The sequence below is a fragment of the Streptomyces virginiae genome, assembly GCF_040638905.1.
In the GTDB taxonomy this organism is placed as follows: domain Bacteria; phylum Actinomycetota; class Actinomycetes; order Streptomycetales; family Streptomycetaceae; genus Streptomyces; species Streptomyces virginiae_B.
This window is the reverse complement of record NZ_JBEZYV010000016.1, coordinates 123,769-150,466: the sequence shown is the minus strand read 5'-3', so window position 1 is coordinate 150,466 and position 26,698 is coordinate 123,769. Positions and strand designations below refer to the sequence as shown.

Annotated in this window: 24 protein-coding genes and 1 tRNA gene; 5 read left to right on the top strand and 20 right to left on the bottom strand. The window is 73.5% G+C overall.

Annotation, left to right across the window (positions count from 1 at the left end):
• Positions 1-12 precede the first annotated feature (12 nt).
• The 10 genes from AB0F82_RS22685 to AB0F82_RS22640 form a co-directional block, all read right to left on the bottom strand.
• Positions 13-1,068, bottom strand: a complete 1,056-nt coding sequence (locus tag AB0F82_RS22685) for a cytochrome d ubiquinol oxidase subunit II (RefSeq protein WP_362630642.1) — start codon at positions 1,066-1,068, stop codon at positions 13-15.
• Positions 1,065-2,516, bottom strand: a complete 1,452-nt coding sequence (locus AB0F82_RS22680) for a cytochrome ubiquinol oxidase subunit I (RefSeq protein ID WP_362630640.1) — start codon at positions 2,514-2,516, stop codon at positions 1,065-1,067. The genes AB0F82_RS22685 and AB0F82_RS22680 overlap by 4 nt, the downstream gene beginning before the upstream one ends.
• Positions 2,517-2,648: 132 nt before the next feature.
• A complete protein-coding gene (locus tag AB0F82_RS22675) occupies positions 2,649-3,488 on the bottom strand; it encodes an SDR family oxidoreductase (RefSeq protein ID WP_362630637.1) in 840 nt (279 codons plus the stop codon).
• A 210-nt stretch (positions 3,489-3,698) separates the two neighbouring features.
• Positions 3,699-5,279, bottom strand: coding sequence for a GMC family oxidoreductase (locus AB0F82_RS22670; RefSeq protein ID WP_362630634.1), 1,581 nt, complete (start codon positions 5,277-5,279; stop codon positions 3,699-3,701).
• 177 nt (positions 5,280-5,456) lie between these two features.
• Complete coding sequence (locus AB0F82_RS22665) at positions 5,457-6,410, bottom strand: cyclase family protein (RefSeq protein ID WP_362630631.1); 954 nt, start codon at positions 6,408-6,410, stop codon at positions 5,457-5,459.
• Between the two features lie 32 nt (positions 6,411-6,442).
• A complete protein-coding gene (locus AB0F82_RS22660; RefSeq protein WP_362630629.1) occupies positions 6,443-7,966 on the bottom strand; it encodes a gluconokinase, GntK/IdnK-type in 1,524 nt (507 codons plus the stop codon).
• A gap of 6 nt (positions 7,967-7,972) precedes the next feature.
• A complete protein-coding gene (locus AB0F82_RS22655; protein WP_356814493.1) occupies positions 7,973-8,413 on the bottom strand; it encodes a DUF7144 family membrane protein in 441 nt (146 codons plus the stop codon).
• 42 nt (positions 8,414-8,455) lie between these two features.
• Entirely contained in the window at positions 8,456-9,823 is a 1,368-nt protein-coding gene (locus tag AB0F82_RS22650) for a chloride channel protein (RefSeq protein ID WP_362630627.1), read from the bottom strand.
• 39 nt (positions 9,824-9,862) lie between these two features.
• Positions 9,863-10,132, bottom strand: a complete 270-nt coding sequence (locus AB0F82_RS22645; RefSeq protein WP_362630625.1) for an SHOCT domain-containing protein — start codon at positions 10,130-10,132, stop codon at positions 9,863-9,865.
• Positions 10,133-10,229: 97 nt separating this feature from the next.
• A complete protein-coding gene (locus AB0F82_RS22640) occupies positions 10,230-10,664 on the bottom strand; it encodes a DUF6325 family protein (protein WP_362630623.1) in 435 nt (144 codons plus the stop codon).
• A 272-nt stretch (positions 10,665-10,936) separates the two neighbouring features.
• Between AB0F82_RS22640 and AB0F82_RS22635 the strand changes: the two genes are divergently transcribed.
• Positions 10,937-11,008, top strand: a tRNA-Cys gene (locus tag AB0F82_RS22635).
• On the opposite strand, the gene AB0F82_RS22630 is transcribed toward AB0F82_RS22635, so the two are convergent.
• The 6 genes from AB0F82_RS22630 to AB0F82_RS22605 are packed head-to-tail and all read right to left on the bottom strand — an operon-like array spanning position 11,009 to position 16,776.
• Positions 11,009-12,007, bottom strand: a complete 999-nt coding sequence (locus AB0F82_RS22630; protein WP_356814489.1) for a pyridoxal-phosphate dependent enzyme — start codon at positions 12,005-12,007, stop codon at positions 11,009-11,011.
• Positions 11,928-13,010 carry a GHMP family kinase ATP-binding protein gene (locus AB0F82_RS22625; RefSeq protein WP_356814488.1) on the bottom strand — a complete coding sequence of 361 codons (1,083 nt, stop codon included), beginning with the start codon at positions 13,008-13,010 and terminating at the stop codon, positions 11,928-11,930. Before AB0F82_RS22625 ends, AB0F82_RS22630 begins: the two co-directional genes overlap by 80 nt.
• Complete coding sequence (locus AB0F82_RS22620) at positions 13,007-13,852, bottom strand: Rossmann-like domain-containing protein (protein ID WP_362630619.1); 846 nt, start codon at positions 13,850-13,852, stop codon at positions 13,007-13,009. The genes AB0F82_RS22625 and AB0F82_RS22620 overlap by 4 nt, the downstream gene beginning before the upstream one ends.
• Positions 13,849-14,679 carry an ABC transporter ATP-binding protein gene (locus AB0F82_RS22615; protein ID WP_362630616.1) on the bottom strand — a complete coding sequence of 277 codons (831 nt, stop codon included), beginning with the start codon at positions 14,677-14,679 and terminating at the stop codon, positions 13,849-13,851. Before AB0F82_RS22615 ends, AB0F82_RS22620 begins: the two co-directional genes overlap by 4 nt.
• A complete protein-coding gene (locus AB0F82_RS22610; protein WP_362630613.1) occupies positions 14,676-15,761 on the bottom strand; it encodes a FecCD family ABC transporter permease in 1,086 nt (361 codons plus the stop codon). The genes AB0F82_RS22615 and AB0F82_RS22610 overlap by 4 nt, the downstream gene beginning before the upstream one ends.
• Positions 15,751-16,776, bottom strand: a complete 1,026-nt coding sequence (locus AB0F82_RS22605; RefSeq protein WP_362630610.1) for an ABC transporter substrate-binding protein — start codon at positions 16,774-16,776, stop codon at positions 15,751-15,753. Before AB0F82_RS22605 ends, AB0F82_RS22610 begins: the two co-directional genes overlap by 11 nt.
• 116 nt (positions 16,777-16,892) lie before the next feature.
• Here AB0F82_RS22605 and AB0F82_RS22600 point away from each other — a divergent pair, with 116 nt between their 5' ends.
• The gene (locus AB0F82_RS22600) at positions 16,893-18,161 is read left to right on the top strand and encodes an MFS transporter (protein WP_362630607.1); all 1,269 of its coding nucleotides are present in this window, start codon (positions 16,893-16,895) and stop codon (positions 18,159-18,161) included.
• A gap of 18 nt (positions 18,162-18,179) precedes the next feature.
• Here AB0F82_RS22600 and AB0F82_RS22595 read toward each other — a convergent pair whose 3' ends face one another.
• Entirely contained in the window at positions 18,180-18,965 is a 786-nt protein-coding gene (locus tag AB0F82_RS22595) for a VOC family protein (protein WP_362630604.1), read from the bottom strand.
• Between the two features lie 174 nt (positions 18,966-19,139).
• Between AB0F82_RS22595 and AB0F82_RS22590 the strand changes: the two genes are divergently transcribed.
• Positions 19,140-19,985, top strand: a complete 846-nt coding sequence (locus AB0F82_RS22590) for a sulfurtransferase (RefSeq protein ID WP_362630601.1) — start codon at positions 19,140-19,142, stop codon at positions 19,983-19,985.
• A gap of 184 nt (positions 19,986-20,169) precedes the next feature.
• Here the strand turns inward: AB0F82_RS22590 and sepH are convergent, their stop codons facing one another.
• From sepH to AB0F82_RS22575, 3 genes are all read right to left on the bottom strand, one after another.
• Positions 20,170-21,195 carry a septation protein SepH gene (gene sepH, locus AB0F82_RS22585; protein ID WP_362630598.1) on the bottom strand — a complete coding sequence of 342 codons (1,026 nt, stop codon included), beginning with the start codon at positions 21,193-21,195 and terminating at the stop codon, positions 20,170-20,172.
• Between the two features lie 772 nt (positions 21,196-21,967).
• Positions 21,968-23,305, bottom strand: a complete 1,338-nt coding sequence (locus AB0F82_RS22580) for a D-arabinono-1,4-lactone oxidase (RefSeq protein WP_362630595.1) — start codon at positions 23,303-23,305, stop codon at positions 21,968-21,970.
• Positions 23,256-24,512: an MFS transporter gene (locus tag AB0F82_RS22575; RefSeq protein ID WP_356814478.1), complete on the bottom strand. Its 1,257-nt coding sequence runs from the start codon at positions 24,510-24,512 to the stop codon at positions 23,256-23,258. Before AB0F82_RS22575 ends, AB0F82_RS22580 begins: the two co-directional genes overlap by 50 nt.
• A 172-nt stretch (positions 24,513-24,684) precedes the next feature.
• Between AB0F82_RS22575 and AB0F82_RS22570 the strand changes: the two genes are divergently transcribed.
• On the top strand, positions 24,685-25,836 hold the full coding sequence (locus AB0F82_RS22570) for a ferrochelatase (protein WP_362630591.1): 1,152 nt from the start codon (positions 24,685-24,687) through the stop codon (positions 25,834-25,836).
• A gap of 79 nt (positions 25,837-25,915) precedes the next feature.
• The gene (locus tag AB0F82_RS22565) at positions 25,916-26,677 is read left to right on the top strand and encodes an inositol monophosphatase family protein (protein ID WP_362630667.1); all 762 of its coding nucleotides are present in this window, start codon (positions 25,916-25,918) and stop codon (positions 26,675-26,677) included.
• Positions 26,678-26,698: the final 21 nt, after the last annotated feature.

The window sequence follows — 26,698 nt, the reverse complement described above, 5'->3', positions numbered from 1 at the left end:
GGCCGGCGGCCGTCAGTCACCATCGCTCCTCCCGCCCGGTCCGGCGCCGTCGCGCCGCAGGTCGGCGTCGGTGAGCGACTCCAGCTCGCCGTGCGTGTCCAGCCAGTACAGGAGGGCGACGGCCGGGGCGACGATCACCAGGGCCACGAGCGTGACGAACGCCAGCCACGTCAGGGTGGAGGGGGCGCCCGCGGCGTCGGCCACGGTCAGCGAGGTGGGGATGAGGTAGGGCCGCTGGGCCATGCCCCAGGCGAGGACCGCCGCGGCGACGACCCCCACCGCCGTGACGCGTACCCAGATGCCCGGCGGGCGCAGCAGCAGCCATGCCGTGGCGAACGTGGCCGCCACGGCCAGGAGGACGAACAGGAGCCCCAAGCCGTGGGTGAGGCCGTGCCAGATGTGCGGGGCGTCCGAGCGCGTGACGAACAGCGCGACCACGGCCAGTACGGCGACGACGGCCAGCGCGGCCAGGGCCCGCCCCCGGAAGTGGTCGACCAGATCGGGCACGTCGAAGCGGCGGGCGTCACCGGAGAGGAACACGGCGCCGAGGAAGGCCGTCGTCGCGATGGCCAGCAGCCCGAACACCAGGGAGGTCGGGTTGGACCAGGCCCTGGCCGAGGCCTCCGTGCCGAGCGCGACCCGGCCGGAGGCGATGCCGCCGACGGCCGCGCCGAGGAAGAAGGGCGTCACGAGTGAGGACAGGGCGAACAGGACCCCGAACAGGCGCCTCCCGGCGATCCGCCGGGAGGCCTTGCGGAAGGCGAAGCCAGCGCCGCGCAGGACCATGCCGACGGCGGCCAGGGCGAGCGGCAGCCACATCGCGGAGAAGACCGTCTGGAAGAAGACCGGGAACCCGGTCCACATGATGACGAAGATGAAGATCAGCCAGACGTTGTTGACCTCCCACACCGGAGCCATGGCGTGGTCGATGAGCCACCGGGTCCGCTTGCCCCGCTCCGCCCCTCCCGCGGCCAGGTCCCAGAAGCCGGCCCCGTAGTCGGTGCCGCCCGCACAGGTGTACGCGGTCACGGCGAGCAGCAGCACGAAGGCGATGACGTCGGCGCTCACGGGCGGCCGTCCCCGGACGTGGACGGGACGGGCGAGCGCGGGCCGTACGGAGTGTCCGCCTCCGGGCCCTCACCCGGGCCCTCCGCCTCCTGTTGCGCGTCGGCGAGCCGCCATCGGGTGCGCATCTTGAGGAGGACGGCGAGGAACGCGCCGAAGACGAACACGTACACCACGATCACCAGCCCGAACGTGATCCACAAGGTCGTCGAGCGGGTCGCCGTGACCGCCTCGGCGACCCGCATGTTCTGGTAGACGATCCACGGCTGGCGCCCCACCTCGGTGGTGACCCAGCCGCACTCCACGGCGACGACGGACGCGACGCCCGCGCAGGCCGCGCTGCGCCAGAACCACTTGGATTCCGGCAGCCTGCGGCGCCGCCACCAGACCAGCGCGTACCAGAGGGCGAGCAGCACCAGCACCGACCCGATCACGACCATGAGGTCGAAGGCCCAGTGGGCGAGGGTCGCCTGGGTGGCGTTCGGCCGGTCGCTCGCGGGCACCGAGGTCAGCCCCGTCACCTTGGTGTCCGGGCTGAAGCCCGCCAGGACGGAGTCGAGCTGGGGGATCTTGATACCGCCCGAGACGGTCCCGTCCGGGTGCAGACGGCCGAACAGGTACTCGGGCATGTGGGTGTCGGTCTCCCAGACGATCTCCATGGCGGCGAACTTCACCGGCTGCTTCTGGAACACCTGCCGGGCGATGGAGTCGCCCAGGAAGAACTGGATCGGGGTGGCGATGGCCGCGACGGTGAAGGGCACGGTGAAGCCGAGCCGGTGGTAGTGGTCCCGGCGGCCGCGCAGCCAGCCGACGGCGTACACGCCGGCCACCACGTACCCCGCGGTCAGCAGCATCGCCACGACGAAGTGCCAGTACTGCGGCCCGAACATCGGGGTGAAGACGGCCTTCCAGATGTTCACGTCGACCGGGTTGCCGGCGGAGTCGAGGGAGAAGCCCCGCGGGGTGTTCATCCACGAGTTGGCGGCCAGGATGCCGAACGCCCCCATCAGGGCGGCGGCCGGCAGCGGCAGTCCGAGCAGGAAGTGCGTACGGGGTCTCAGCCGGCGCCAGCCGTACAGGTAGACGGCGATGAGCACCGCTTCGAGGAAGAAGGCCCACGCCTCGACGCCGAAGCCGATCCCGAACACGTCACCCCACTTGCCCATGAGCCCCGGCCAGAGCAGGCCGAACTCGAAGGACAGGACGGTGCCGGTGACGACTCCGACGGCGAACTGCACCGCCATGACGGCCGACCAGCGCCGTGCCAGCAGCAGGGCCGTGGGGTCGTTGTGGCGGAGCCCCCGGTAGTGCATCAGCAGGGTGATGAACGGCAGGGCCACGCCCATCGGCACCAGGATGATGTGCGAGGCGAGCGTGAAGGCCATGAGCTGTCTGGCCGGGAGCAGCTGGGCCGGGGCGTCCGCCGCCAGCAGGAGAACCGTGGTGTGCATGCGTGCCTTCGCTGCTAGGAAGCCGGGCCGTCCAGGCCGTCTCTTTCGGATCTTGCCGGGCCCGCGTCGTACGGCACCGCGCCCAGCCCCGTTGTCGGGGCTCCCGAGTGCGTCCGGTCCGAGAGGGACGACCTAGCCGCCGGTGGCGAACCCGGGGAAGAGGGTCATTCCGCCGTCGACGTAGAGGGTGGTCCCCACCACGTAGTCCATGAGGTCGGAGGCGAGGACGACGACCGCGTCGGCGATGTCCTCGGGATCGCCGATCCGGTCGTACGGGATCAGCTTCAGCAGGTCTTCGCGGGCCTGCGGGGTCTCCCAGGCGCTGCGGTTGATCGGCGTCCTGATGGCTCCGGGGGCGACCGCGTTCACCCGGATCTTCTGCGGTGCGAGCTCCTGGGCCAGGGTCTCCATCATCATCTGCACGCCGCCCTTGGAGGAGGCGTAGTTGACGTGTCCCGCCCACGGGATGAGCTGGTGCACCGAACTCATGCAGATGATCTTCCCGGCCGCCCGGGACACCTCGGGCACGACGCCGCGCCGCACGAACTCCTTCGTCGCCTCGCGGGCGCACAGGAACTGCCCGGTCAGGTTGACGTCCAGGACCTTCTGCCACTGCGCGAGGGTCATCTCGGTGAAGGCGGAGTCCCGCTGCAGACCGGCGTTGGCGACCATGATGTCGATCGTCCCGAACTCCCGGACCATCCGGTCCACCATGGCGACGACCTGGTCCTCCTGCGACACGTCCGCCTCGTACGCCGCCGCGCGCACGCCGAACGAGGTGATCTCCCGGACCACCTCCTCGGCGGACTCCTGATCGGCCACGTAGTTCACGACCACGTCGGCGCCGGCCCTGCCCAGCCCGATGGCGGTCGCCTTCCCGATACCGGAGTTGGCGCCGGTGACCAGCGCCTTCTGGCCCTTGACCAGTTGAGCCGGAACCACACCCTGCGGTGCGCCCACGGTGGAATCCACGTTGTGCTGCCTCCTCGACGAGCTGGCCCCGGCGTGCCCCGGCCGCGGCCGGCCGGACCGACCGCCCACGTAATCACCGGCAGTGGCGGGGGGCCTGCCGGGCGGGTCCTGGTTGGGCCGTTCGGCGGAGGTTCTTCCTCCGGTCGGCGCAGGTCGGCGCGGCTCGGGCGAGGACCCGCGCGAGGGCCCGCGCGCGGCCCGGGGAGGCGGTCAGTTCAGCCGGGACAGGAGGTGGTCGCCGACCCGCAGGGCGTTGGCGATGGCGGTCAGGGACGGGTTGACCGCGCCGATGCTCGGGAAGAAGCTCGTGTCGACGACGTAGAGGTTGTCGAGGTCGTGGGCCTTGCAGTTGACGTCCAGCGCCGAGGCGGCCGGGTCCGTGCCGAAACGTACGGTCCCCGCCTGGTGCGCGGTCGCCCCGATCGGCATGCCCTTGTGCAGGTAGATGCTGTGCGGCAGCAGGTGGTGTTCGTGCATGCCCAGGTGCCCGAGCATGCTCTGGAGCTTGTGCCTGAGCCGCCCCAGGCCCTCGATGTTGTTCTTCTCGTCGAGCGAGAGGTGGATGGCGCCGTCGGCGTCCAGGGTGACCCGGCTGTCGGGCAGCGGAAGGTCCTCCCCGCACAGCCAGAAGTCGACCGCGTGGTGCGCCAGCACCTCGAAGGGCATGTCCGGGGTGACGGCTCCGGCCCAGCGCGGGGCCTCACCGTGGATCTGCTCGGCGTCCGACTTGCCCAGCATCTGGATGCCGCCCAGCGGGAAGTCCCAGTCGTCCGCGCCCAGATACCAGTCGTGCAGCGCGAGGGTCTTCTGGAACTGCGTGGGGTTGGGCTCCTTCGACACCGCCATCAGGGCCAGGTTGTTGTGCCGCATGTAGTGCCGGCCCACCACGTCCGAACTGTTGGCAAGCCCCCGCGGGTGACGGTCGTTGGCCGAGGCCAGCAGTAGGGCGGCGGAGTTGACCGCCCCGCAGGAGACGACCACGACGTCCGCGCAGAAGCGGGTCTCGGACCCGTCGGCGAGCCGGACCACGACCGCCGTGACGGTGCGCCCGGTCGCGTCGGTCTCCAGGCGGACCACGTGGGCATGGGTGACCAGCTCGACGCCCGGGTGTTCCAGGGCGGGCTCCACGCAGATCACCTGGGCGTCGGACTTGCCGCGCACCAGGCAGGGGAAGCCGTCCACCCGGTTGCAGCGGATGCACACGCTGGAGGGAACGGCCCGCCCGTCGGCGTCCTGGACGAGGTCGACACCGATGGGCAGGTGGAAGGGGTGCAGCCCCCGCTTCTCCAGGTCTTCGCTCAACTGCTGGATGCGCGGCTCGTGTTCGACGGGCGGGTAGGCGTACTGCGCGCTCGCCGGCCCCTCGCCGGGGTCCTCGCCGTGCCGTCCGTGGACGCGGTAGAGGTGCTCGGCCTGCGTGTAGTACGGCTCCAGGTCCTCGTACCGCAGGGGCCAGGCGGGGGAGATGCCGCCGTGGTGCCGGATCTCGCCGAAGTCCTCGGGCCGCAGCCGGAAGAGCGCGGCCCCGTAGAACTTGGTGTTGCCGCCGACGTAGTAGTTGACCTCGGGCGGGAACTCGTTGCCGTGCTTGTCGAACCAGAACTCCGGCGCCCGGTACTTGCCCTTGATGAACACGGCGGTGGACTCCCAGTTGTCCCGCTCCCGCGGCAGGTAGCCGCCGCGTTCGAGGAGGAGCACGCGCTTGCCGGAGGGCGCCAGCCGATGCGCGAGGGTACCGCCCCCGGCGCCGGTGCCGATGATGATGACGTCGTAGTGGGGAGAGTCGCCCACGTCGACCACCGTCCTTGGGCTCGTGGCCCCGCCCGGCGGGCCGGACCTGTCACTCCGCGGAGCGGAGGCCAAGCATCCCCACCCATTCGAAGCTAGCCGCCCTTCCACCTGACGGCGACCCGGAGGAGACCCCCGCGGTTCGGCCGCGGCGGGCGGCCCCGGCCGCGGGCCGCCCGTTCACAGCACGGCGATCGGGTTCACGGGCGAGCCGGTGGCGCCGGGCAGGCGCAGCGGGGCGACCACGCACAGGAAGCTCCACCGGCCGGTCAGCGCGCAAGTCCCCGCCAGCTCCTCGAACTGCAGGTAGTCCATGAGGTGCACGCCCATCGCGTGCACCGCCAGCACGTGCACGGGGAAGGCGACGTCCGCCACCGCGCTGGGCGCGGTGTCGTTGTTCCCGTCGCCGCCCAGCACGGCCACCTCCCGCTCGGCCAGGAACTCCATGGCCTCCGGGTGCAGCCCGGCCCTGGCCCGGGCCGCCTCCCACGCCCCGAGCTCCCCGCGGCGACGCCGGTGCCCCACCCGTACGAGCAGCAGGTCCCCGGGGCCGACCCGGACGCCCTGGGCGGCCTCGGCCGCCGTCAGGTCGTCCGCCGTCACGTGGTCCCCCGGCTCCAGCCAGGGCACACCCCGCAGCAGTGGGACGTCCAACAGCACACCCCGCCCGGCGATGCCCTCCCGGACCAGGTCCACGGAGAGCGAACGGACCTCCGCGGCCGTCGCGCCGACGGCTGGGACACCGCCGTAGAGCTCGCCGTCGTACAGCACGTGGTTCAGCGCGTCGAGGTGGCTGTCCGCGTCACCGTGGACGTTCATGGCGAACCGGTCGAGCGCGAAGTGCAGTCCGTCGGCCCCGGCCTCCCCGGGGGCGGGGCCGGTCATGCGGTGCTTCGCCGGCTCCGGGTTGTCCGGGCCCGGCCGGGTCTCGATCGGCGCGGCCAGGGACACCGTGCGGCCCAGCCGGACCTCGGCCGCGGCCGCCGCGACACGGGCGGGCGTCAGATGGCGCAGCGCCCCTCGGTGCGCCCCTCGGCGGCCGCCGTCCGCGCCGCCGTCCGCGCCGCCCTGCACGCCCGCCCGTGCCGCCCGGCGCAGCCGTTCGTGGAGCGTCCGGAAGTCCTCCCCGCTCATGGGCCGTGCGACGGGCGGTTCCGGTTGCCCGGTCATCGGAACGCCGCCCCACCGGCGGTCACCCACGGGCGCAGGCCCCAGCGGAGCGCATGGCCCGCCCCCGGCTCCAGGACGGTGAGAGCGGTACCCGTGCGGAAGGCGTCCGCGGGGCACGACATGGCTTCCACCGCGACACCGCGCCGGCGCCGCTCGGGCTGCCCCAGGGTGTCGCCCGTGTAGACCTGCACGTACCGGGTGCCCTCGCCGAGCCACAGGTCCGTGCCGCGCCGCCCCGACGGATGCGCCAGCCGGACCACGGCGCGGCCGGTCCCGTCGCGTTCGAGTCCGGTGAAGGCGGTGTCCAGCGCCCCAGCGCCGATGGGACGGGCGGTACGGAAGTCGTACTCCGTCCCCTCGACGGGCTCCTCACCCGTCGGCAGGCCCTCGTCGTCGGTGGTCAGCCGGCGGCCGGCGGGCACGGTCAGCAGCGCCGTGTCGACGAGATCGGTGCCGACCGTCAGGTACGGGTGCTGCCCCACGCCGTACGGGGCCCTCGTGGTGCCGGTGTTGACGGCGCCGACCAGGACCTCCAGCCCGTCGTCGGTGAGCCGGTATTCGGCGGACACCTCCAGCAGGAAGGGGTATCCGGGCTGCGGATGGAGGGTGGTGCCGACCCGCACCGCTTCACCGGAGCGGGCCAGCAACCGCCACGGGACCCAGCGCAGCAGCCCGTGGATCGCGTTGTGCCTCTCCGGCTCGCTCAGCGGAAGGTGCAGGTCCGCGCCGTCGAAGCGGTAGCGGCCGCCGCCGACCCGGTTGGGCCAGGGCACGAGCAGCTGCCCGCGCCCCGAGGTGACGGGCTCGTCGGCGGCGAACCCGTCCAGCAGGGGCACGCCGTCGGCCTCGTAGTGGCGCAGGGCGCCGCCCAGTTCGACCACGACGGCGCGCTGCCCGCCGTGGCGCAGCTCCCACTGCTCACCTGTCGGGCCTGCGGACCGGGGTGCCTGCTCGGACACGGGAGCCTCCTCGGACGGGGCGGACGGGGCCGACGAGGCGGTGATGCCCAGTAGGGAGAGTGCGGCCGCCACCACGGCCCGCGGCGGCTGGTCGATCTCCACGACCACGGGGTGCTCGTCGGGCTGCGGTTCCTGGAGGTCGGCGAACTGGCTGTCCAGCAGGGCCGCCGGGAAGAAGTGGCCGTGCCGCGCCTGCAGGCGGGCCCGGAGCAGCTCCCGCGCCCCGTGCAGGTACAGCAGGCGCACGCCGGGCCGCCCCTGCAGCAGCCGGTCCCGGTAGGAGCGTTTGAGCGCGGAGCAGGTGACGACCGCCGGCCGGTGCGCGGCGGCCTCCTGGTCCATCCAGGCGCCGATGGCTGCCAGCCAGGGGGCCCGGTCGGCGTCCGTGAGGGGTTGGCCTGCGGCCATCTTGGCGCGGTTGGCCGGGGAGTGGAACTCGTCCGCGTCCCGGTGGGGCCAGCCGAGCCGCTCCGCGAGCAGCCCGGCCACCGTGGTCTTGCCCGAACCGGACACGCCGACGACGAGCACCAGCGGAGTCGGCTGCCCGGCTTCCGCCGGCATCCGGGCTCAGTCCCCCGTGAGACCGGGTGCCGTGCACAGCGCCCAGACGATCAGGCCGTCGATCGCCAGGAGCACCAGGGCCCAGAACGGCGTGTACGGCAGCCACATGAAGCTCGCCACCATGCTGAGGCCCGCCAGCACCAGGCCCACGATCCGCGCCCACAGGGCGCCCCTGATCACGGCCAGTCCGGCGAGGAGGATCACGATGCCCAGCATCAGGTGGATCCAGCCCCAGCCCGTGAGGTCGAACTCGTAGGCGTAGTGCGGGGTGGGGATGAAGACGTCGTCCCCGGCGATAGCGGAGAGCCCCGAGAACAGCATCATCAGTCCGCCGAAGACCATCAGGAACCCGGCGAAGAGCAGCCAGCCGTTGCGGGCGCCGAAGCCGCCCTTGCGCGCGGCCGGGGCAGCGCTGTTCGGGCGGGCTCCGCCCACGTGACTCGTCATGACACGCTCCTTGCGATCCGGATCGGCGGGCGGCCGCGCCTGTCACCTCGCGGCGGGGGCCGGGGCGCCGACCGCCTTGCCCACCGGGGGAACTTCGGGCCCGGGCGGCAGCAGTTCGGTGACCACGAAGGCGACCACGGCCGAGATGATGACGACGGGGATCATCGCGCCGCTGCCGAGCAGCAGGACGACGAGCACCACGCTGCTGACCGGAAGCCGCAGCGCGCTGGTGGCCGCGGCGGCCATGCCGGCCGCGAGGCCCGGTACGACTCCCAGCCCGGGCAGCGGCGCGAACAGCACACCCGCGGCGGCGCCCAGGAACAGCGCCGGGAAGATGGGGCCGCCGCGCAGGCTGCCCAGACAGAGCGCGTAGGCAGCGCCCTTGCACAGCAGGACGGCGACCAGCGCCCCGATGCCCCAGGCCTGCGGATCGGCGGCCAGGCTGCCCATCACGGCCTGGCCCGAGGAGGCCACGTCGACGGGGGAGTTGCCGGTGACGAGCGCGTACAGCGCGCCGAAGGCGCCGGCCGCCACGGCGCATACGGTCGTGTGGGCCACCGGCCGCCTGGCCACGTACACCGCGGCGTACCGGCCGCCGGCCAGCACCACGTGCATGAAGACGCCCATGACGGCCGCCAGGACCACCGACCACAGGACGTCGCCGGCGTCGAGACGGGGGAAGGGGGCGTTCAGGTCCAGCGTCAGGCTGCCCGACGACAGGCCCGTCCAGCGGCCGAAGCCGGTGAACACGAGCTCGCCGATCCCGCTGGAGAGCAGGGCCGGCAGCATGATCGCGAACAGCTGCGGTCCGCCCACTCCGGCCACCTCCATCAGCAGCACGGCGCCGACCAGCGGGTTGCCGAAGATCGCGGAGATGGCCGCGGCGGCTCCGGCCGCCGCCAGGATGACCGTGCTCTGCGGTGTGGCGGGCGCTTGGGCCAGGTCCCTGAAGAGCAGCGCGAGCCCGCCGCCGAGTGCGATGAGCGGCGCTTCCGGGCCGAGGGTCGCACCGAGCGGCAGACTGAAGACCGCCGCCAGGACGACCCCCGGCAGCGCCGCCGAGGTCGCGCCCCCGGCGTGCAGCCCGGACGCGGGGATGTGGCCGCCCGCCCCGGGCAGCCTGGTCACCACCAGGGCGACCAGGACGCCTGCGACCAGCAGCAGCGGCAGGGGCCACCACCAGGGCGGCTCGTTCCAGCCGAGCGCCTCCGGGAGGTCGGCCCACATCACGTGCTCCAGCTGGTGGAGCGCGACCAGGAACCAGAACGCCGCGAGGGAGACCGGGATGCCGATGAGGGCGCACAGGACGAGCAGCTTCAGGTAGCCCGGCGTGCGCAGCATGTCCCGCAGCCGGTCGCCCTCCGCGGATTCCCCGGCCGGTGCTGGTGCTGGGGTACGCGCTGCCGTCATGGGGCCATCCCCTTCCGTCCCCCGTGACCGACCGGCCTCTCAGCCGAGGAGTCTGCTCTTCTGCTGCGTGAACTCCTCCTCGGTGAGCAGCCCCTGGGCCTTCAGCTCGCCCAGCTTCTGCAGCTGGTCGAGCTTGCTGCTCATGTCGTCGCCGACGGGCGGGGCGGCCGGGGCGGGCGGCGGAGCGGCCTGCGGCTCCTCCTGCTGGGCCCAGCGGCCCGCCTGCCGCCGCGACACGCGGTTGGACACCGCGGTGGCGGTTCCCGCCACCACGGCGGTACGGGCGACACCGCGAAGAAGTCCGGGCATGGATCGTCATCTCCCAGGTTGTTCAAGGGGGGAGACGGCCGCGACGCGCGGCCGTCTCCCCGGATCGGGAAGCAGGGCCGAGCCGTGCGGCCCGCGCTCACGCCTCCATCGCGTCGAGCGAGGCCAGCAGTGCCTGGACCGGAATCCGGCCGCTGGCCACCAGCTGGGCTCCGCCGCGCCGCAGGGCACGGGCGAACGGCGCCGCCCAGACGTTCTCGTACACCAGGATCCCGGCGGAGCTGTTCGCCTCCAGGGCGGCACCGGCCTCGTCGATGTCGTCCTGGCCGAGCAGGCCCGAGGCCGCGCCCTCGAAGACGGACAGGTCCATCTCGCCGCCGCCGACGTCTCTCAGCTCCAGTGCGACGACCGAGCCATCGGCATCCTTGCGGACGAAGACCAGGTCGAGGATGCGGATGATCCCGCGGTCCACCAGATCGACGAGCAGGGGGAAGCCCTCTCCGGTCATCCTGTTGCCCGGGAACTCGACGACCAGGTAGTCGACAGGCCCCATCATCTCGATGTCGTCGCTCATCACCACTCCTCGTGTGCGCCGCGGTGGGGGTGACCGCGCCGTGGGCCGGCCGCCCGATTCCGGTGGCGCATTCCGCGGCACACCGGCTCAGGGGCGGCCCACCAGCTCATTGCAGCACCCCGCCGACGCCTTCGCACCTTCGGCCACCGGGCCGCGACGGACGCGGGTGGACCGGTGTCGTGAACGGCGTATGGCAGTCGTGTTGCGGGCCGCGCCGTCCCCTTCACCCGGGCCGGGCGGTGCGCCTACGGTCGTACCCGAAGCGCCACCACGACCGTGTGCCCGAGTGGCCCAGGGGCCGGACTGCAAATCCGGTGACGCGGGTTCGAATCCCGCCACGGTCTCTACGACGGGGGCTCCGCCCGGTTCCAGTCCATCCGGGACCAGGGCAGGGCCAGTCCGTCCCGGCCCACGACCTGCCGGGGAGCCAGCGAGTCGATCGGCGCGGCCTCGCGGTGCCGCGCGTACACGGTGTCCACGTAGCGGTGGCCGGTGTCGGCGGCGACGAAGAGGACCGTGCGCTCCGGCGACCGGGCGCGCTCCCAGCGGGCGGCGAGGTAGCCCGCCCCCGTGGACAGTCCGGCGAAGACCGCGTGCCGGCGCAGCAGGTCGACACTGCCGGCCAGCGCCGCGTCGAACGAGATCCAGTGGAGCGTGTCGTACGACGCGTGCCTGACGTTCCCGAAGGGGATGGAACTGCCGATCCCCGCGATGATGATCTCGGGGTCGGCGACGTGCTCGGCACCGAAGGTGACGCTTCCGAAGGGCTGTACGCCGACCAGCTCGGTGCCGGGAGCGTCCTCGCGCAGGTAGTGGGCGAGGGCCCCGGTGGAGGCGCCCGACCCCACGCCGCCGACGACGGTGAGCGCCTCGCCGCCCGTGGACGAGCGGACCAGGTCGGCCACGGCCCGGTAGCCGAGGTAGTGGATCTCGTCGTGGTACTGACGCATCCAGTGGTGACCGGGGTGTTCGGCGAGGATCTCGTGGACGCGCTCCACGCGCCGCTTCTGGTCCAGCTTCAGGTCACTGCACGGCTCCATCTGCTCCAGCGTCGCCCCGAGGACGGCGAGTTGGGTGCGCAGGGTGTGGTCGACCGTCGTCGAGCCGACGATGTGGCAGTGCATGCCGTGCCGGTGGCAGGCCAGGGCGAGGGCGTACGCGTAGATCCCGCTGGAGCTGTCCAGCAGGGTGTCGCCGCGCCGCACCACTCCGGCGTCGAGCAGATGGCGGACCGCGGCGAGGGCGGAGACCACCTTCATCGTCTCAAAGCGCAGGCAGACGAGCCGGTCGTCGAGGCGTATCAGGTCCGGTCGGCCGATGGCCTCCGCGATGTGCTGGTCCACTCGGGGACTCCTTGGGCGTCGGGAACTTCGGGAGGGTCGGATCATTCGGGCAGGGCGTGGGGTGGGGGAAGGTCGTGAACGTACGGGTGGCGGGGATGCCGTCGCTCTCCAGGGCCCGTACGCAGCCGCGGACCCGGTGGCGCAGCCCCGGGGCGGCCGGGTCCAGGAGCAGCCCGGCCACGGCGCCGCTGTGCGCGATCTGGACGCCCACGGCCCCGAGCCTGCGGGCGATGCCGACGAGCGCGTCGAACTCCGGGTGGCGCAGGACCCGCTGACCGCGCCGGGCGCTCGCGGTCGCCACCCGGCCGAGCAGTCCGGCGTCGCCCGTGGCCACGGCCCGCCGCAGCAGCACGCGCAGCCGCTCGAAGGCGCGTACGTCGTGGTCGTCGTGCACCCGGGCCGGGAGGGAGAGCGTGTCCACGGGCACGCCCCCGCCCAGCGCGCAGCCCACGACGACCAGCGGCGGCAGGCGGCTGCCGAGTACCTCCAGGACCCGTCCCTCGCGCTGGGCGAAGAGCACCGGGCGGGCATCGAGCATCAGCGGGTCACAGGCCAGCTCGGCACGGACGGCGAGCCGGGCGACGACGGCGGGCGCGAGCCGCACCGCGTACGAGTCCGCGACCGCGCGGATGACGGCGATGACGTCGCTGGTGGAGCTGCCCATGCCCAGGCCCAGCGGGATGTCGCCGGAGATCCGCAGCTCCCCGCCGCAGGGCGGCTCCCCGCGCCGCCGGGCGCACTCCTCGACGGCCAGGGCCGCCGCGCGCGCGGCCTTCGTACGGTCTGCGGGCCGTACGGTGAGCGCCGTCGGCGGGCTGCCGGCCCGCAGGGTGAACTCCGCCCGGCTGCCCGGGCCGCTCATCGGCAGGGTGACCAGGCCGGCGCACCGGCGCCCGGCGGAGTCGAGGAAGGTGCCCTGGAGGATCTCACCGTGGTGGCAGGAGGCGTGCCCGGCACCGCGTCGGTCGGTGCCGGGGTGATCCCGGCGGCCCGCCGGGATCACGCCGGCCCCGCCGTGCGGTAGCGGTACAGCGTGGTCGCATCGGCGCTGAACTGGGAGAAGGGGAAGGGCTCCGCGGACACGGCGGTCACCCCGGAGCCGAGGAAGGCGCGGGCCACCGCGCTGCCGCTCTGGGCGTAGACGACGAGCGGGATCCCCCTGGCGCGGCAGCGGTCCAGGATGGTGTCGAAGGAGCCGTTGCTCAAGGTCATGCCGGTGGCGACGACGGCGTCGGCGCGCTCCAGCACCTCGTGCATGTCGCTGGTGACGGGGTCGCCCCACTGGGTGGCCTTGAGGTTGAAGTCGCAGGGCAGCGGTTCGCCGCCACGCTCGCGGATCGCCGCGACCAGCGGGTTCACCACCCCGATGAGGCCGACCACGGCGCCGCTGCCGATGTCCAGCAGTCCGGCGATCGCCGCGTCGCGGGCCCTCGCGCGGACTTCGGGGGTGCCGGCGGGCAGGGTGACCGGTTCCGCCCCGGAGTCGCGGTGCGGGCGCTGCCGGGCGAGGTAGGCGTCGAGGGCGGCGATCCGCAGGGGACGCGGCGCCTCCCGCAGCAGGATGTCGAGCGGGGCGCCGGAGGAGTCGCGGCAGACCGCGGGGTCGATCTCGCCGGCCTCGAAGGCACAGCCGCCGAAGGAGTCGCCGAGGCGGACCAGGACGTACTGGTTGAGGTAGGTGGTGTCGCCGCCGGCCAGCCGGGTGCCGTGGTGGATCCAGAACACGCTGGTCGCCACCAGCTCGGAAGGCAGCGGGCCGTGCTGGCCGGCCAGTACGGCCTCGATGAGGGCGTCGACGGTCGCCGCGGGAGCGGTTCGGGTCCGGGGCGGGGTCTGGTTCGTCATGGGGTTCCTTCTCGGAGAGCGGATCGGGGCGCAGAGCGGGGCGCGGAGCGGCGCGCGGCGTCGCGGATCGGACCGCGGTAGGTGACCGCCGGCCGGCCCAGGGCGTCGGCGGACAGTTCGGCGTCCACCTCGAAGAAACGGGCGAGGTTCCCGGAGGTGAGGACGTCGGCGGGGGCGCCGGAGGCGACCAGCAGGCCGTCGTGCATGAGCAGCAGCCGGTCGCAGTGGCGGGCGGCCAGGGTGAGGTCGTGCAGGGCGACGAGGACCGTACGGTCGGCGCCGGCGAGGAGCTCCATCAGCTCCAACTGGTGTTTGACGTCGAGGTGGTTCGTGGGCTCGTCCAGGAGCAGTCCGTACGGTTGCTGGGCGAACGCGCGGGCGATGTGGGCCCTTTGCCGTTCACCGCCGGACAGGCCCTTCCAGGGGCGTCCGGCCAGCCCCGTGAGTCCGACGCGGTCGAGCGCGGCGGCGACGACGGCCCGGTCGTACGCGTCCGGTCCGCGCCAGCGGTCGCGGAAGGGGGTCCGCCCCAGCCCGACGACGTCGGCGACGCGCAGGTCGGTGTCGAGAGCGGAGTCCTGGGCTACGAAGGCGACCCGGCGGGCGATCTGTCGGGCGCCCAAGTCCCGTACGGGCACGCCGTCGTAGCGCACCGTTCCCGCGTCGGGCACGCGCAGCCCGGCCAGGCAGCGCAGCAATGAGGACTTGCCCGAGCCGTTGGGGCCGACCAGAGCGACGGTCTCGCCCGGTGCGATGTCCAGGCCGATCCCGCGCAGGACGGGCGTGCCCGAGGCCGACCAGCTCAGCCCTTCGGCGGTGATCCTCACAGTTCCCCCCTCCTGCGCAGGACGAGGAGGAAGAGCGGGACCCCGATCAGCGCCGTGATCACGCCGACGGGCACCTCCCGGGGGGCGAAGGCCACCCGGGCCAGGGCGTCGGTCCACACCAGGAACACCGCGCCCGCGAGCGCCGCGTAGGGCAGCAGCACCCGGTGCAGCGGCCCGGCCAGGAAGCGCACCCCGTGCGGGACGATCAGCCCGACGAAGCCGATGGCGCCGACGGTGGCCACCGCGACCGAGGTCAGCACGGCGGTCACCACGAGCAGCAGCATCCGGGTGCGCCGTACGCCGATCCCGAGGGAGGCGGCGGTGTCCGCGCCGAAGGCGAGCCCGTCGAGGGCGTTCGCGCACAGCAGGGCGGCGGCCAGCCCCAGGGGTGTGACGACCGCACAGACCACCACGGCGTCCCAGCGGGCCGGCGCCATCGATCCCAGCAGCCAGTGGGTGAGGGCACGCGTGGTGTCGGCGTCGGCCGACGCCATCAGGGTGAGCGAGGTCAGGGCGGTGAACAGCTGGCCGACGACCACCCCGGTCAGCACGATGCGGACCGAGTCGAGCCCCGTGCGGCGCAGCAGGAGCAGCAGTCCCGCGAAGGCGAGCAGCGCCCCGGCGAGGGCGCCGCCGGTGATGCCGAGGGTGCCGGCGCCGAAGCCGAGGACGACGACGGCGACCGCGCCCGCCCCGGCGCCCGAGGAGACCCCGAGCAGGTACGGGTCGGCGAGCGCGTTGCGCGTGACGGCCTGGAGCACCGTCCCGCAGACCGCGAGCGAGGCGCCGACCAGGGCGGCCATCAGGACCCGGGGCAGGCGCAGGTCCCAGACGAGCGAATCCAGCAGCGGCGGCAGCGGTTCGGTGCCCAGTCCGAGCCGCGCCCCGAGCACCCGGCCCAGGTCGGTCCATCCCACGTCGGCGCTGCCGATCCGGGTGGCGGCCGCCACCGAAGCGGCCAGTACGAGCCCCAGGGCGAGCAGCACCCCCGTCCGGGCCCGGAGTCGCCGGGGCGGCGCGGGCGGCGCGGCGACGGCCGCCCCGGGCGCGCGGGCCGCGGGATGCAGCAGGTCAGCGGACATGTCCGAGGTCCTTCATCCCGGCGGCCAGCAGGCCCAGGGCGTGCACGGAGCGCACGGAGGGGTCCAGCTCGATGCCGGGCACCTCGATGATCCTGTTGTCGCGCACCGCCGCCAGCCTGGAGACCACCGGGTCCTCGGCCATCGCCTTGCGCTTCTCGGCGGCGCTGTCACCGGGCCGGCCCCGCTCGGACAGGTCGCCGATCACGATGAAGTCCGGGTCGCGCTTGGCGACTTCCTCCCAGGACACCTCCGGCCAGTCCTCCTCCATGTCGTCGAAGGCGTTCCGCGCGCCGACGATCCGGCTCATCTCGCTGGGCAGCCCGGTCCGGCCGGCGACGTAGGGCATGCCGTTGAAGACGGAGTAGAGGTAGACGACGGTGGGCTGCTTGCCGTCCCGGGCCGTGCCGGAGGCGCCCTCGGCGGCCTTGGCGACGGCGGCGCGCTGCTCCTGGGCGAGCCCTGCGGCCCGCTCCTCGGCGCCGAAGGCCTTGCCGAGCTGCTCGTAGTCGGAGAAGAGCAGTTCGAAGGGGGACTTCCCGGCCTCGTGGTGCTGGGGGCAGTCCACGGCGCTGACGAAGGAGGGGACCCCCAGGGCCGCCAGTTCCTCCCGGGTGCCCGCCCGGTCCTTCGTGTAGAGGTCGGTGGAGCCGGCCACCACGAAGTCCGGTGTGGCGGCCCGTAGTTGCTCACCGGTCGCGATCTTCGGGGCGATCACCGGGACCTTCGCGTACGCGTCCCGGTACTGCGCGGGGATCTTCGTCTTGAGGTTGGCGGTCCCGGCCATCCGGTCCTGGAGGCCCAGTTCCAGCAGGGTCTCGGTCGAGGTCTGGTCCAGGGTGACGGCGCGCTGCGGGGACCGGTCGAAGGAGAGCTGACGGCCGCAGCTGGTGACGTCCGGCCGGGCGGCGGCCGCGCTCTGCGGGCTGCGGTCGGTGGTGGCCGAGCAGCCCGCGGCGACGGCCGTGGATACGAGGGCGAGGGTCAGGGCGATGCCCGTTCGGGCTCGGTGGCGCATGGGTTCTCCGGTCTGCGAGGCGGTGTGGGCGTGGAGGTGCACCGGGCAGGAGTGCCGCGTTCACAGAGTACTGTAATGGTTATCGTTTTCATTAACCGAATGAGGAGCACCACATCGTGGCGACCACACCTGCCCCCACGGAGTCCAAGAGCCGTCCGCCGGGGACGTGTTCCGTCCTGCGCGACATCGCCTTCCTGCGCCTGTGGGCCGGCACCACCGCCTCCGGACTCGCTACCTGGGCCCTGCCCTTCGTCCTCGGTCTCGCGGTCCTGCAACGCGAACTGGGTGCGGCCGGCCTCGGCCTCGTCCTCGCCGCGCGCACCGCGGGCTTCCTCGCCGCGGTGGCCGTCGGCGGAGTGCTGGCCGACCGGCACTCCCGCCGGGCCGTGGTCCTCTGGTCCGCCCTCGCCGCCGCGGCCGCCGCCCCCCTTCTCGCCGTCGGACTGGGCCGCTCGCTCCTGCTGATGACCGCCGCCGCCGCACTCGCCGGCGCCGGCCAGGGCGCATGCCGCCCCGCCTTCCAGGCGCTCACGGCCGAGGTCGTCGACCCCGGCCGCAGGCAGCAGGCCAATGCCGCGACGACCCTCGCGGTGCGCAGTTCCACACTGGCCGGGCCCGCCCTGACCGCGCTGCTCGCCGCCTTCGTCGACGTCGCGACCCTGCTGCTGGGGATCGGCCTGCTCTGGCTGGTCGCCGCACTCCTGCCGGGCCGGGGCGGCCCCGCCGCGGCCGGCGCACCGGGATCGCCCCAGCCGCAGCGGGCCTCGCTGCGCGCCGAGTTCGTCGACGGGATACGCGAGGCCCGCCGCCACCCCTGGTTCCTCGCCGGGCTCGGCGCCCTGACCGCCGTGATCGCGCTGGGCTACTCCGCCACCAGCGTCGCCCTGCCCCTGATCAGCCGCGACCGCTACGCCACCGAGTGGGTGCTGGCCGCCGCGATGACCGCCTACACCGTGGGCGCGCTCGGCGGCGCCCTGGCCACCGCCCGCTTCCGGCCGAGCTCCCAGGGCTGGGCCGCGTTCGCGGGCCTCGCCGCCTACGGCTTCGCACCGCTGAGCCTGGTGTTCCCGGTGCACCCGGCCGTGGTGATCGGCGCCTACGCGGTCGCCGGGATCGGGATCGAACTGTTCAACGTGCCCTGGTTCACCGCCACCCAGCGCGAGGTCGCCCCGGACAAGCTCGCCCGGGTCTCCTCACTGGACTTCCTCGTCTCCTACGGCCTCGCCCCGGTGGGCCTGGCCCTCATCGCCCCGGCCATCGACACCTTCGGGGTCACCGGGGTCCTCGGTGCGTGCGCCGCGGCCTGCTTCCTCGTCCCCGCGGCGGCCGCACTCGCGCCCACCGCCCGGCACTTCGGGCGCCCGCCGGTGCGGCACACCGCCTGAGCCGCGCCGAGCCGAAACTCAGGGCCGCGACCGTACGAGGACGAACACGGCACCCTCCGGGTCGGCCACGGTGGCCTGCCGCCCCCGCATGCCCTCGCGGGGGGGATCGACGACGCGCCCGCCGAGCTCCTGGACCCGGCGCGCGGCCGCGTCGGTGTCCTCCACCTCGAAGTAGGTCAGCCAGTGCGGGCCCCGGTCGTGCGGCAGCGAACGTCCCACGCCGTGCACGGCGGCGACGGGACGGCCCGCCAGGTTCAGGGTGAGGTGGTCGAAGTCGTCCGAGGCGGTGCCGTAAGTCTGCGCCTCGTGGCCGAACACGTGCTCGTAGAACTTGCCGACCGCCGAGGTGTCCTGGGTGATCAGCTCGTGCCAGACGGGGGTGCCCGGCCCGCCGTGCGGCCGGGCGGCCAGGCCGGGCTGCGCCTGCCACAGCCCGAAGACCGCTCCCAGCGGGTCCGAGCAGATCGCCACCCGCCCCGCGGCACCGGCGTCCAGCGGTCCCACCGCCACCGTGCCGCCGCACGCCCGGACCGACTCGGCGGTCGCGCCGGCGTCGTCCGTGGCCAGGTACGTGGTCCAGGCCGTCGGGAGGTGTGCGTCCGGCGGCATCTCGCCGATCCCGGCGACCTCGTGGCCGTCCAGCACGGCACGGACGTACGGGCCGAGCTGCTCGGGCCCGGGCACGTACTCCCATCCGAACAGATCGGCGTAGAAATCCTCGGTGCTCCCGAGGCCGTGCACCATGAGGCTCACCCAGCACGGGGTGCCGGGCGTGCGCCGGGTTGCTTCCGCTGCCTCGGTCATGTCAGCCGTCTCCTCCGTCGTGCCGTCACCGGTGCTGATGGTTCCACTCCGACGGACGCGGCGCGCCCCGACCGCGCCGCATTCCGGTGGTCCGGAACTGAGTTGACCGGATCAGGGTCCCCCGCGATGACGGCCCTGTTACGCGGGTGCCGGGTGGGGAGGAAGATGGCCGACATGACTGCGAGAACTGCGATCCTCTCCGCCGCCGAACTGAGGGACGAGCTGGCCGGTGCCCGGCCGCCGGTCCTGCTGGACGTCCGCTGGCAGCTGGGCGGCCCCGACCAGCGGCCCGCGTACGAGGCCGCACACCTGCCCGGCGCCGTGTACGTCGACCTCGACCGCGAACTGGCAGGTCCGGCCGGGTCCGGCGGGCGCCACCCGCTGCCGGACCCGGAGGCCTTCGGCGCGGCGATGCGCAGGGCCGGGGTCGTGGCGGACACGCCCGTGGTCGTGTACGACGGCGGCCAGGGCTGGGCGGCCGCCCGTGCGTGGTGGCTGTTGCGCTGGACGGGTCACCCGAACGTGCGAGTCCTGGACGGCGGCCTTGCCGCGTGGACGGCATCCGGCGGCGCCCTCACGGCTGAACGAGTGATTCCGGTTGAGGGCGATTTCAAGCCAAACCCCGGGGCGCTCGGGCTGCTCGACGCCGACGCGGCGGCCCTGCGGGCGCGCGAGGGCGTCCTCCTGGACGCCCGGGCGGGGGAGCGGTACCGCGGCGAGGTGGAGCCGATCGACCCGGTGGGCGGCCACATCCCGGGCGCGCTGTCGGCCCCGACCACCGAGAACGTGGGCCCCGACGGCCGGTTCCTGCCGGCGGACGCACTGCGGGCCCGGTTCGGGGCGCTCGGCGCGTCGAAGGGCACCCCAGTGGGCGTCTACTGCGGCTCGGGGGTCTCCGGAGCCCATGAGGTGCTCGCCCTGGAAGTGGCCGGTATCGAGTCCGACCTCTACGCGGGCAGTTGGTCGCACTGGTGCACGGACCCGGCCCGCCCGGTGGCCACGGGCCCGGACCCCCAGTAGGCGGGACGGGGCCGGCGTATGCCGGGGCGTCCCCGCGGGTCGCCGAACGCGATGTGCCCGGCAGCTGCGGCCCCTCCCTCACGTTCGCCGTCGGAGGAGGGGCCTCGGCGGACGCGCGGGCCCGGTCCGACCCGCTCGCACCGGTCCTGCCGTGCTGTGAGGCCCGCCGTTCCGGGCGTCGGCGCTATTCCTGCTTCTTGCGGCGGGTGCCGAAGACGATCTCGTCCCAGCTCGGCACCGCCGCACGGCGCCCGGGACGGACCCCGTCGGCCTCTGCCTGCCGGTCGGTGGTGCCCGTCAGCCGGTCGCGGTGGCCCGCCACCGTACGGGGCATCAGGACGTCGGCGTACGCGGCGCCGGCGCCGGCCGACGCGGCGGGCGCCGGCGGCTCCTCCGCCTCCGCTTCCGCCTCCGCCGGTTCGGTGCGCTCCGGGACGACCATGTCCCCGCGGAAGCTCGGTACCGCCTCCAGCAGGCTGGTCAGCGTGTCCCGTTCCTCCTCCGGCTCCGGCACCGGCGCGGGTCGGGGCTCGGCCCGCTCCAGCTGCCGGTCCAGGGCACGGTCCAGCGGCCGGTCACGCGGCAGGCGCGCGATCCTCGGCACGAAGGGGAAGCTCGGCTCCGGCGTCGCCGGCAGGTCAACCGACTCGCCGATGAGCGAGCGCGCCTCGTCGTCCACGGCCACGACCAGCCGGCGCGGCGGGTCGTAGGTCCAGCTCGCCGAGTGAGGCTCGCCGGCGACCCGGTAGACCAGGAGGACCTCCCAGGTGCCGTCGTCGCGGCGCCACGAGTCCCACTGGACGGATTCCTTCTCGGCCCCGCGCAGGGTCAGACGTTCCTGCACGGCCTCACCGAGCTGCGGCCCGGTGTTCTCGCCGGGGCGGCGCACCGGGGTCTTGCGGGCGCGTTCGGCCATGAAGGCGCGCTCGGCGAGCACGGGACCCTCGAAGCGGCGTACGCGGTCGACGGGGATGCCGGCGAGTTGGGCGACCTCCTCCGCGGAGGCACCGGCTCGTATGCGTGCCTGGATGTCGCGGGGACGGAGGTGGCTCTCGACCTCGATCTCGATCTGGTTCAGGCGCGCGCGGTCGTTGCGTACGGCAGCCCGAAGCCGCTCATCGATCGGAAGCGTGTACTCCGTGCTGTCCGCAGCCTTGAGCACCAGTCGTGTGCCGTCATTGGAGACGGCCACGACACGCAGTTCGGGCATGGGGACCTCCCGGGTGGTGCCTGCCGACGTCACGTGCGTCGCTGCTTCCGCTAGTCGAGTGTGGCCTGCCCGGGTGCAGCCTGCCACAACCTTGCCGTGTTAAACCGGCGTGTCGGGCATGCGCCCTTGATCGCCGTTATGGCACGGTTACCTGTTGAGCACGCACAGTGACCGGACGGTTACTGTGCGCAGCAGGATCCGTGCCATGCCGCGGCATCGCCGGTCTTCGAGTGCCGCTTTCCGTCAGCCGGCCCCCTCTCCCGGGTCCGGACATCCGAAAGGAAGGACAGCCCCAGGGCTCGCCACAGTACTCCATTCGGGCCACCTGGGTGGACCGCCGCGCCGCCGAAGTTTCCCCGGACGGCGGGAGTTGGGCTGCCCGCTGTCAGGTCCCACCTGTGTCCGCGGCCCGACGCCGGGTGTTCGGCTTCACAGAATCACCCGAAACGGAACTATCCCCTTCGCTCACCTGTCGGCAACTGCTGAAAGAGGAGGAGCGCGAGAGGTCGGGCACACGTGGGGCGGCGATGGGTCGGAGGACGACGCGTGCGGACCGACCGCCCCCCCGCCCCACCCGGACACGTCCGGGCGGCGGGGAGAAGAGCGGCGGGGCGGCGCCGAGACCCCCGGTCCGGGACCTCCCCGACCCCCTTCCGTCCGCACGGCGACCGGAGCCCGGACCCCGCCCCGCCGACGCCGAGCACCGCCGACGCCGAGCCCCGGCGGCGCGACGACGAGGCCGAGCGCCTCCGTGACCCGGGGACGTCGCCGATCAGGCGCCCAGGACGCGCCGCAGGTAGTCGTTGCCGAAGACCCGGTCCGGGTCGAGACGGTCCCGCAGCGCGGTGAACTCGCCGAAGCGGGGATAGATCCGGGAGAAGTACTCCGCGTCCCGCGTGTGCACCTTGCCCCAGTGCGGACGCCCGCCGTGCGAGGTGAAGATGTGCTCGGCCGCGGTGAAGTAGGCCTGGTAGGGGGTGCCCCTGTACATGTGCACCGCGATGTAGGCCGTCTCGCGCCCGGAGGCCGTGGACAGCGCGATGTCGTCCGCCGGAGCCGTCCGCACCTCCACGGGGAAGCTGATCCGCAGCCGGGAGCGGTCGACCATCGCCCGCAGCTCCCGCAGCGCCTCGACCACCGCCTCGCGCGGAAGGGCGTACTCCATCTCCACGAACCGCACCCGGCGCGGACTGGTGAACACCTTGTACGGGATGTCCGTGTAGGTGCGCGCCGACAGGGCGCGGCTGGCCACGCGGGCGATGGACGGGATGGTGGCCGGGACCGCGCGGCCCAGCGAGTTCACGGCCTGGAAGAGGCCGTTGGAAAGCAGCTCGTCCTCGATCCAGCCGCTCACCGGTCCGGGCGGGGCGGCGGGGCCCTGGCTGCGGTTGTTGCGCTTGGTGTTGCAGTTGCCGGTGTGCGGGAACCAGTAGAACTCGAAGTGCTCGTTCTCCGCGAAGTGCTCCTCGAACTCGGCGGCCACCCGGTCGAAGCCCATGGGCTCCTCACGGGCGGTCAGGAAGAAGAGCGGCTCCACGGCGAAGGTGATCGAGGTGACGATGCCGAGCGCGCCGATGCCCACCCGGGCCGCCGCGAAGACCGCGCGCTCCTCGGCGGTCCCCGACTCCGAACACGTCAGCACACTGCCGTCGGCCGTGACCAGCTCCAGGGCGCGGATCTGGGCGGCGAGGGAGGCCGAGTCACGGCCGGTGCCGTGGGTGCCGGTGCTGGTGGCGCCGGAGACCGTCTGCTCCATGATGTCGCCCATGTTGGTGAGCGAGAGGCCCTCCGCGGCGAGGGCCCGGTTGAGGTCCTTGAGGGTCGTGCCCGCCGCCACCGTGACGGTGCCCGCGGCGCGGTCGACCGACCGGATCCCCGCCAGGGCCTGCGGCCGTACGAGGACCCCGTCGGTCGCGGCGGCCGCGGTGAAGGAGTGGCCGGTGCCGACCGCCTTCACCCGCAGCCCGTCCTCGGCGGCCCTGCGGACCGTCTCCTGGAGCTCCTCGACCGAGGCCGGGGTCGCCACGCGGGTGGGCGTGGCGGTGACGTTGCCCGCCCAGTTACGCCACGCGGTCGCCGTGCTGCTGTTCCGTGCTGTCGCCGTCCCCATCGGTTGCTGGCTCCTCCCCTTGCGCCGGCCTCGTCAGCCGGCGGTATCCCGCGAACGCCACCGCCGCCGCGGCCGCCCCCGCCGAGATGGAGACGACGTATCCCGTCCGCGCGCCGGCCGCGTCGACGACCCAGCCGGTCACGGAGGACCCCAGCGCGATACCGACCGCGAGGCCGGTGCTGATCCAGGTCATGCCCTCGGTCAGCTTCGCGTGTGGTACGTGCGCCTCGATCAGGGCCATCGTGGTGATCATCGTGGGAGCGATGGCGAGGCCCGAGACGAAGAGCGCCACGGCCAGAAACGGAAGGTTCCCGGCCAGTAGGAGGGGGATCATACTCACGGCCATCGCGCATACGCCCAGTACCCAGCGCAGTTCTGTCCGGCCCTTGAGGTGGAGCAGGCCGAAGACGATGCCCGCCAGGCAGGATCCGGCCGCCCAGATGGCCAGGATGAAGCTTGCGGCGGACTTCTGTCCCTGCTCCTCGGCGAAGGCCAGCGTGGACACGTCGATGGAGCCGAAGATCGCGCCGGTCGCCACGAACGTGGCCGTCAGGACCTGCAGGCCGGGGGAGCGCAGGGCCGAGGTGCGGTGCCCGTCCGGCGCGCGCGGGTGCGGGGCGGGCTCGGTGGACCGCTGCGCGGTCAGCAGCCATACGCCGACGAGCAGGCAGACGGCGGCGATCAGCGGACCGGCCTCGGGGAACCAGGTGGTGGACAGTCCGATGGCGAGGATCGGGCCGAAGATGAAGCACACCTCGTCGACGACGGACTCGAAGGAGTAGGCGGTGTGCAGTTCGCGCGGGGAGTCGCGGTAGATCACGGTCCACCGGGCGCGGACCATCGATCCGACGCTGGGCACGCAGCCCGCCACGGCCGCACAGACGAAGAGGGTCCAGTCGGGCCAGCCGTTCGCGGCGGCCACCAGCAGCACGGCGACCGCGGCCACGCAGATCAGCGTGGCGGGGCGGAGCACCGCCCGCTGCCCGTGCTGGTCCACCAGCCGGGACACCTGCGGGCCGACCACCGCCGCGGCGAGGGCGAGGGTGCCGGTCAGGGCGCTCGCCATGGCGTAGCGGCCGGTGATCTCGGAGATCATCGTCAGGATGCCGACGCCGACCATGGATATCGGCAGGCGGCCGATCAGGCCGGCGGCACTGAACCCCTTGGTGCCGGGGGCCGCGAAGATCGCGCGGTAGGGACTGGGCAAGGGAGCCCTCCGTAAGGGACGTGATCGGCCCGTACAGGTTACGACGGCCGACCGGGCACCGCACGGGAGAGTTTCCGCGAGCCGGAACTTAGGTTCACCTTACCTTTATCGGTGTCCGCCTCGCGGACAGGGTGGTTCTCTCCGGAGCGGGCCGGGTGGCAGGATTCGAGGCATGTCAGACCAGCTCCCCCCGCCCGCCGGCGGGCCCGCCGCCCCGTACGACGCCCTGCTGCTGCTGTCCTTCGGCGGTCCCGAGGGACCCGACGACGTCGTGCCCTTCCTGGAGAACGTCACGCGCGGGCGCGGTATCCCGCGCGAGCGGCTCAAGGAGGTCGGGCAGCACTACTTCGGCTTCGGCGGGGTCAGCCCGATCAACGCGCAGAACCGCGCGCTGCTGGACGCGCTGCGCAAGGACTTCTCCGAGCACGGGCTGGACCTGCCGGTCTACTGGGGCAACCGCAACTGGGCCCCGTACCTGACCGACGTGATGCGGGAGATGGCCGCCGACGGACGCCGCCGCATCGCCGTGCTGGCGACCAGCGCCTACGCCTCGTACTCGGGCTGCCGGCAGTACCGCGAGAACCTCGCGGACGCACTGGCCACCCTGGCCGAGGAGGGCGTGGAGCCGCCGCGGGTCGACAAGCTGCGGCACTACTTCAACCACCCCGGCTTCGTGGACCCCATGATCGAAGGCGTGGTGGCGGCGCTCGGCGAACTGCCCGAGGCGGTCCGCGAGGGCGCCCACCTCGCCTTCACCACCCACTCCATCCCGACCGCCGCGGCGGACACCTCCGGCCCCGTGGAGGACCACACCGGGGGCGGCGAGGGCGGCGCTTACGTCAAGCAGCACCTCGACGTCGCCCGGGTGATCGCGGACGAGGTGGCCGTGCGCACCGGCGTCGCCCGTCCCTGGAAGCTCGTCTACCAGTCCCGCAGCGGCGCCCCGCACATCCCGTGGCTGGAGCCGGACATCTGCGACCACCTGGAGGCCCTGCACGCCGAGGGCGCGCCCGCCGTGGTCATGGTGCCCATCGGCTTCGTCTCCGACCACATGGAAGTCCTGTACGACCTGGACACCGAGGCCACGGCCAAGGCGGCGGAACTGGGCCTGCCCGTCGCGCGCTCGGCGACCGTCGGAGCCGACCCGTCCTTCGCCGGGGCCGTACGGGAGCTCGTGCTGGAGCGTGCCGCCAAGGAGCGCGGGGAGCCGGCCGAGGAGTGCTGGGTGGGCATGCTGGGCCAGAGCCATGACCTGTGCGCGGTGGGCTGCTGCCCGGCGCGCAGCCCCCGGCCGGCGGCCGCGGGCGCGGACAGCCCGTACTAGCGGGCGGCCCGTTCGAGGCGTACGAGGAAGAGGAACCGTGATTTCCGAAGAGCTGAAGGCCGAACTGCTGGACGTCGGCATGGAGGCCGCCCGGCAGGCCGGGGCTCTGCTGCGCGACGGCCGGCCGGCCGACCTGGCGGTGGCGGCGACGAAGACCAGTCCCATCGACGTGGTGACCGAGATGGACATCGCGGCGGAGAAGCTGATCACCGGCATCCTGGCCGAACGGCGGCCCGAGGACGGGCTGCTGGGCGAGGAGGGCGCGGACACCCCGGGGACGAGCGGGGTGCGCTGGGTCGTCGACCCGCTGGACGGCACCGTGAACTACCTCTACGGGCTCCCAAGCTGGGGCGTGTCCATCGCCGCCGAGTACGGGGGCGAGACCGTGGTCGGCGTCGTGGCGGCGCCGATGCGCGGGGAGGTCTACCACGCGGTCCTCGGCGGCGGCGCCTGGCTGGGCACGGCCCGCCTCGCCTGCCGCCCGGCGGCCCCGCTGGACCAGGCGCTGGTCGGGACCGGCTTCGCCTACGTCCAGACCCGGCGGGCGCACCAGGCCGACGTGGCGCAGCGGATCATCCCGCTGGTGCGGGACATCCGGCGGGGCGGCTCGGCGGCGCTGGACCTGTGCGACGTGGCCGCGGGGCGGCTGGACGGCTACTACGAGCGCGGCCTGAACCCCTGGGACCTGGCCGCCGGCGAGCTGATCGCCCGCGAGGCGGGGGCCGTGACCGGCGGCCGCCCGGGGGAGCCGGCCTCGGGCGAGCTGGCACTGGCCGCCAGTCCGGCCGTCTTCGCCTCGCTCCAGCCGCTGCTGGAAGAGGCCGGGGCCTGGCACGACTGAGTGCGGCGGCGGTCAACGCAC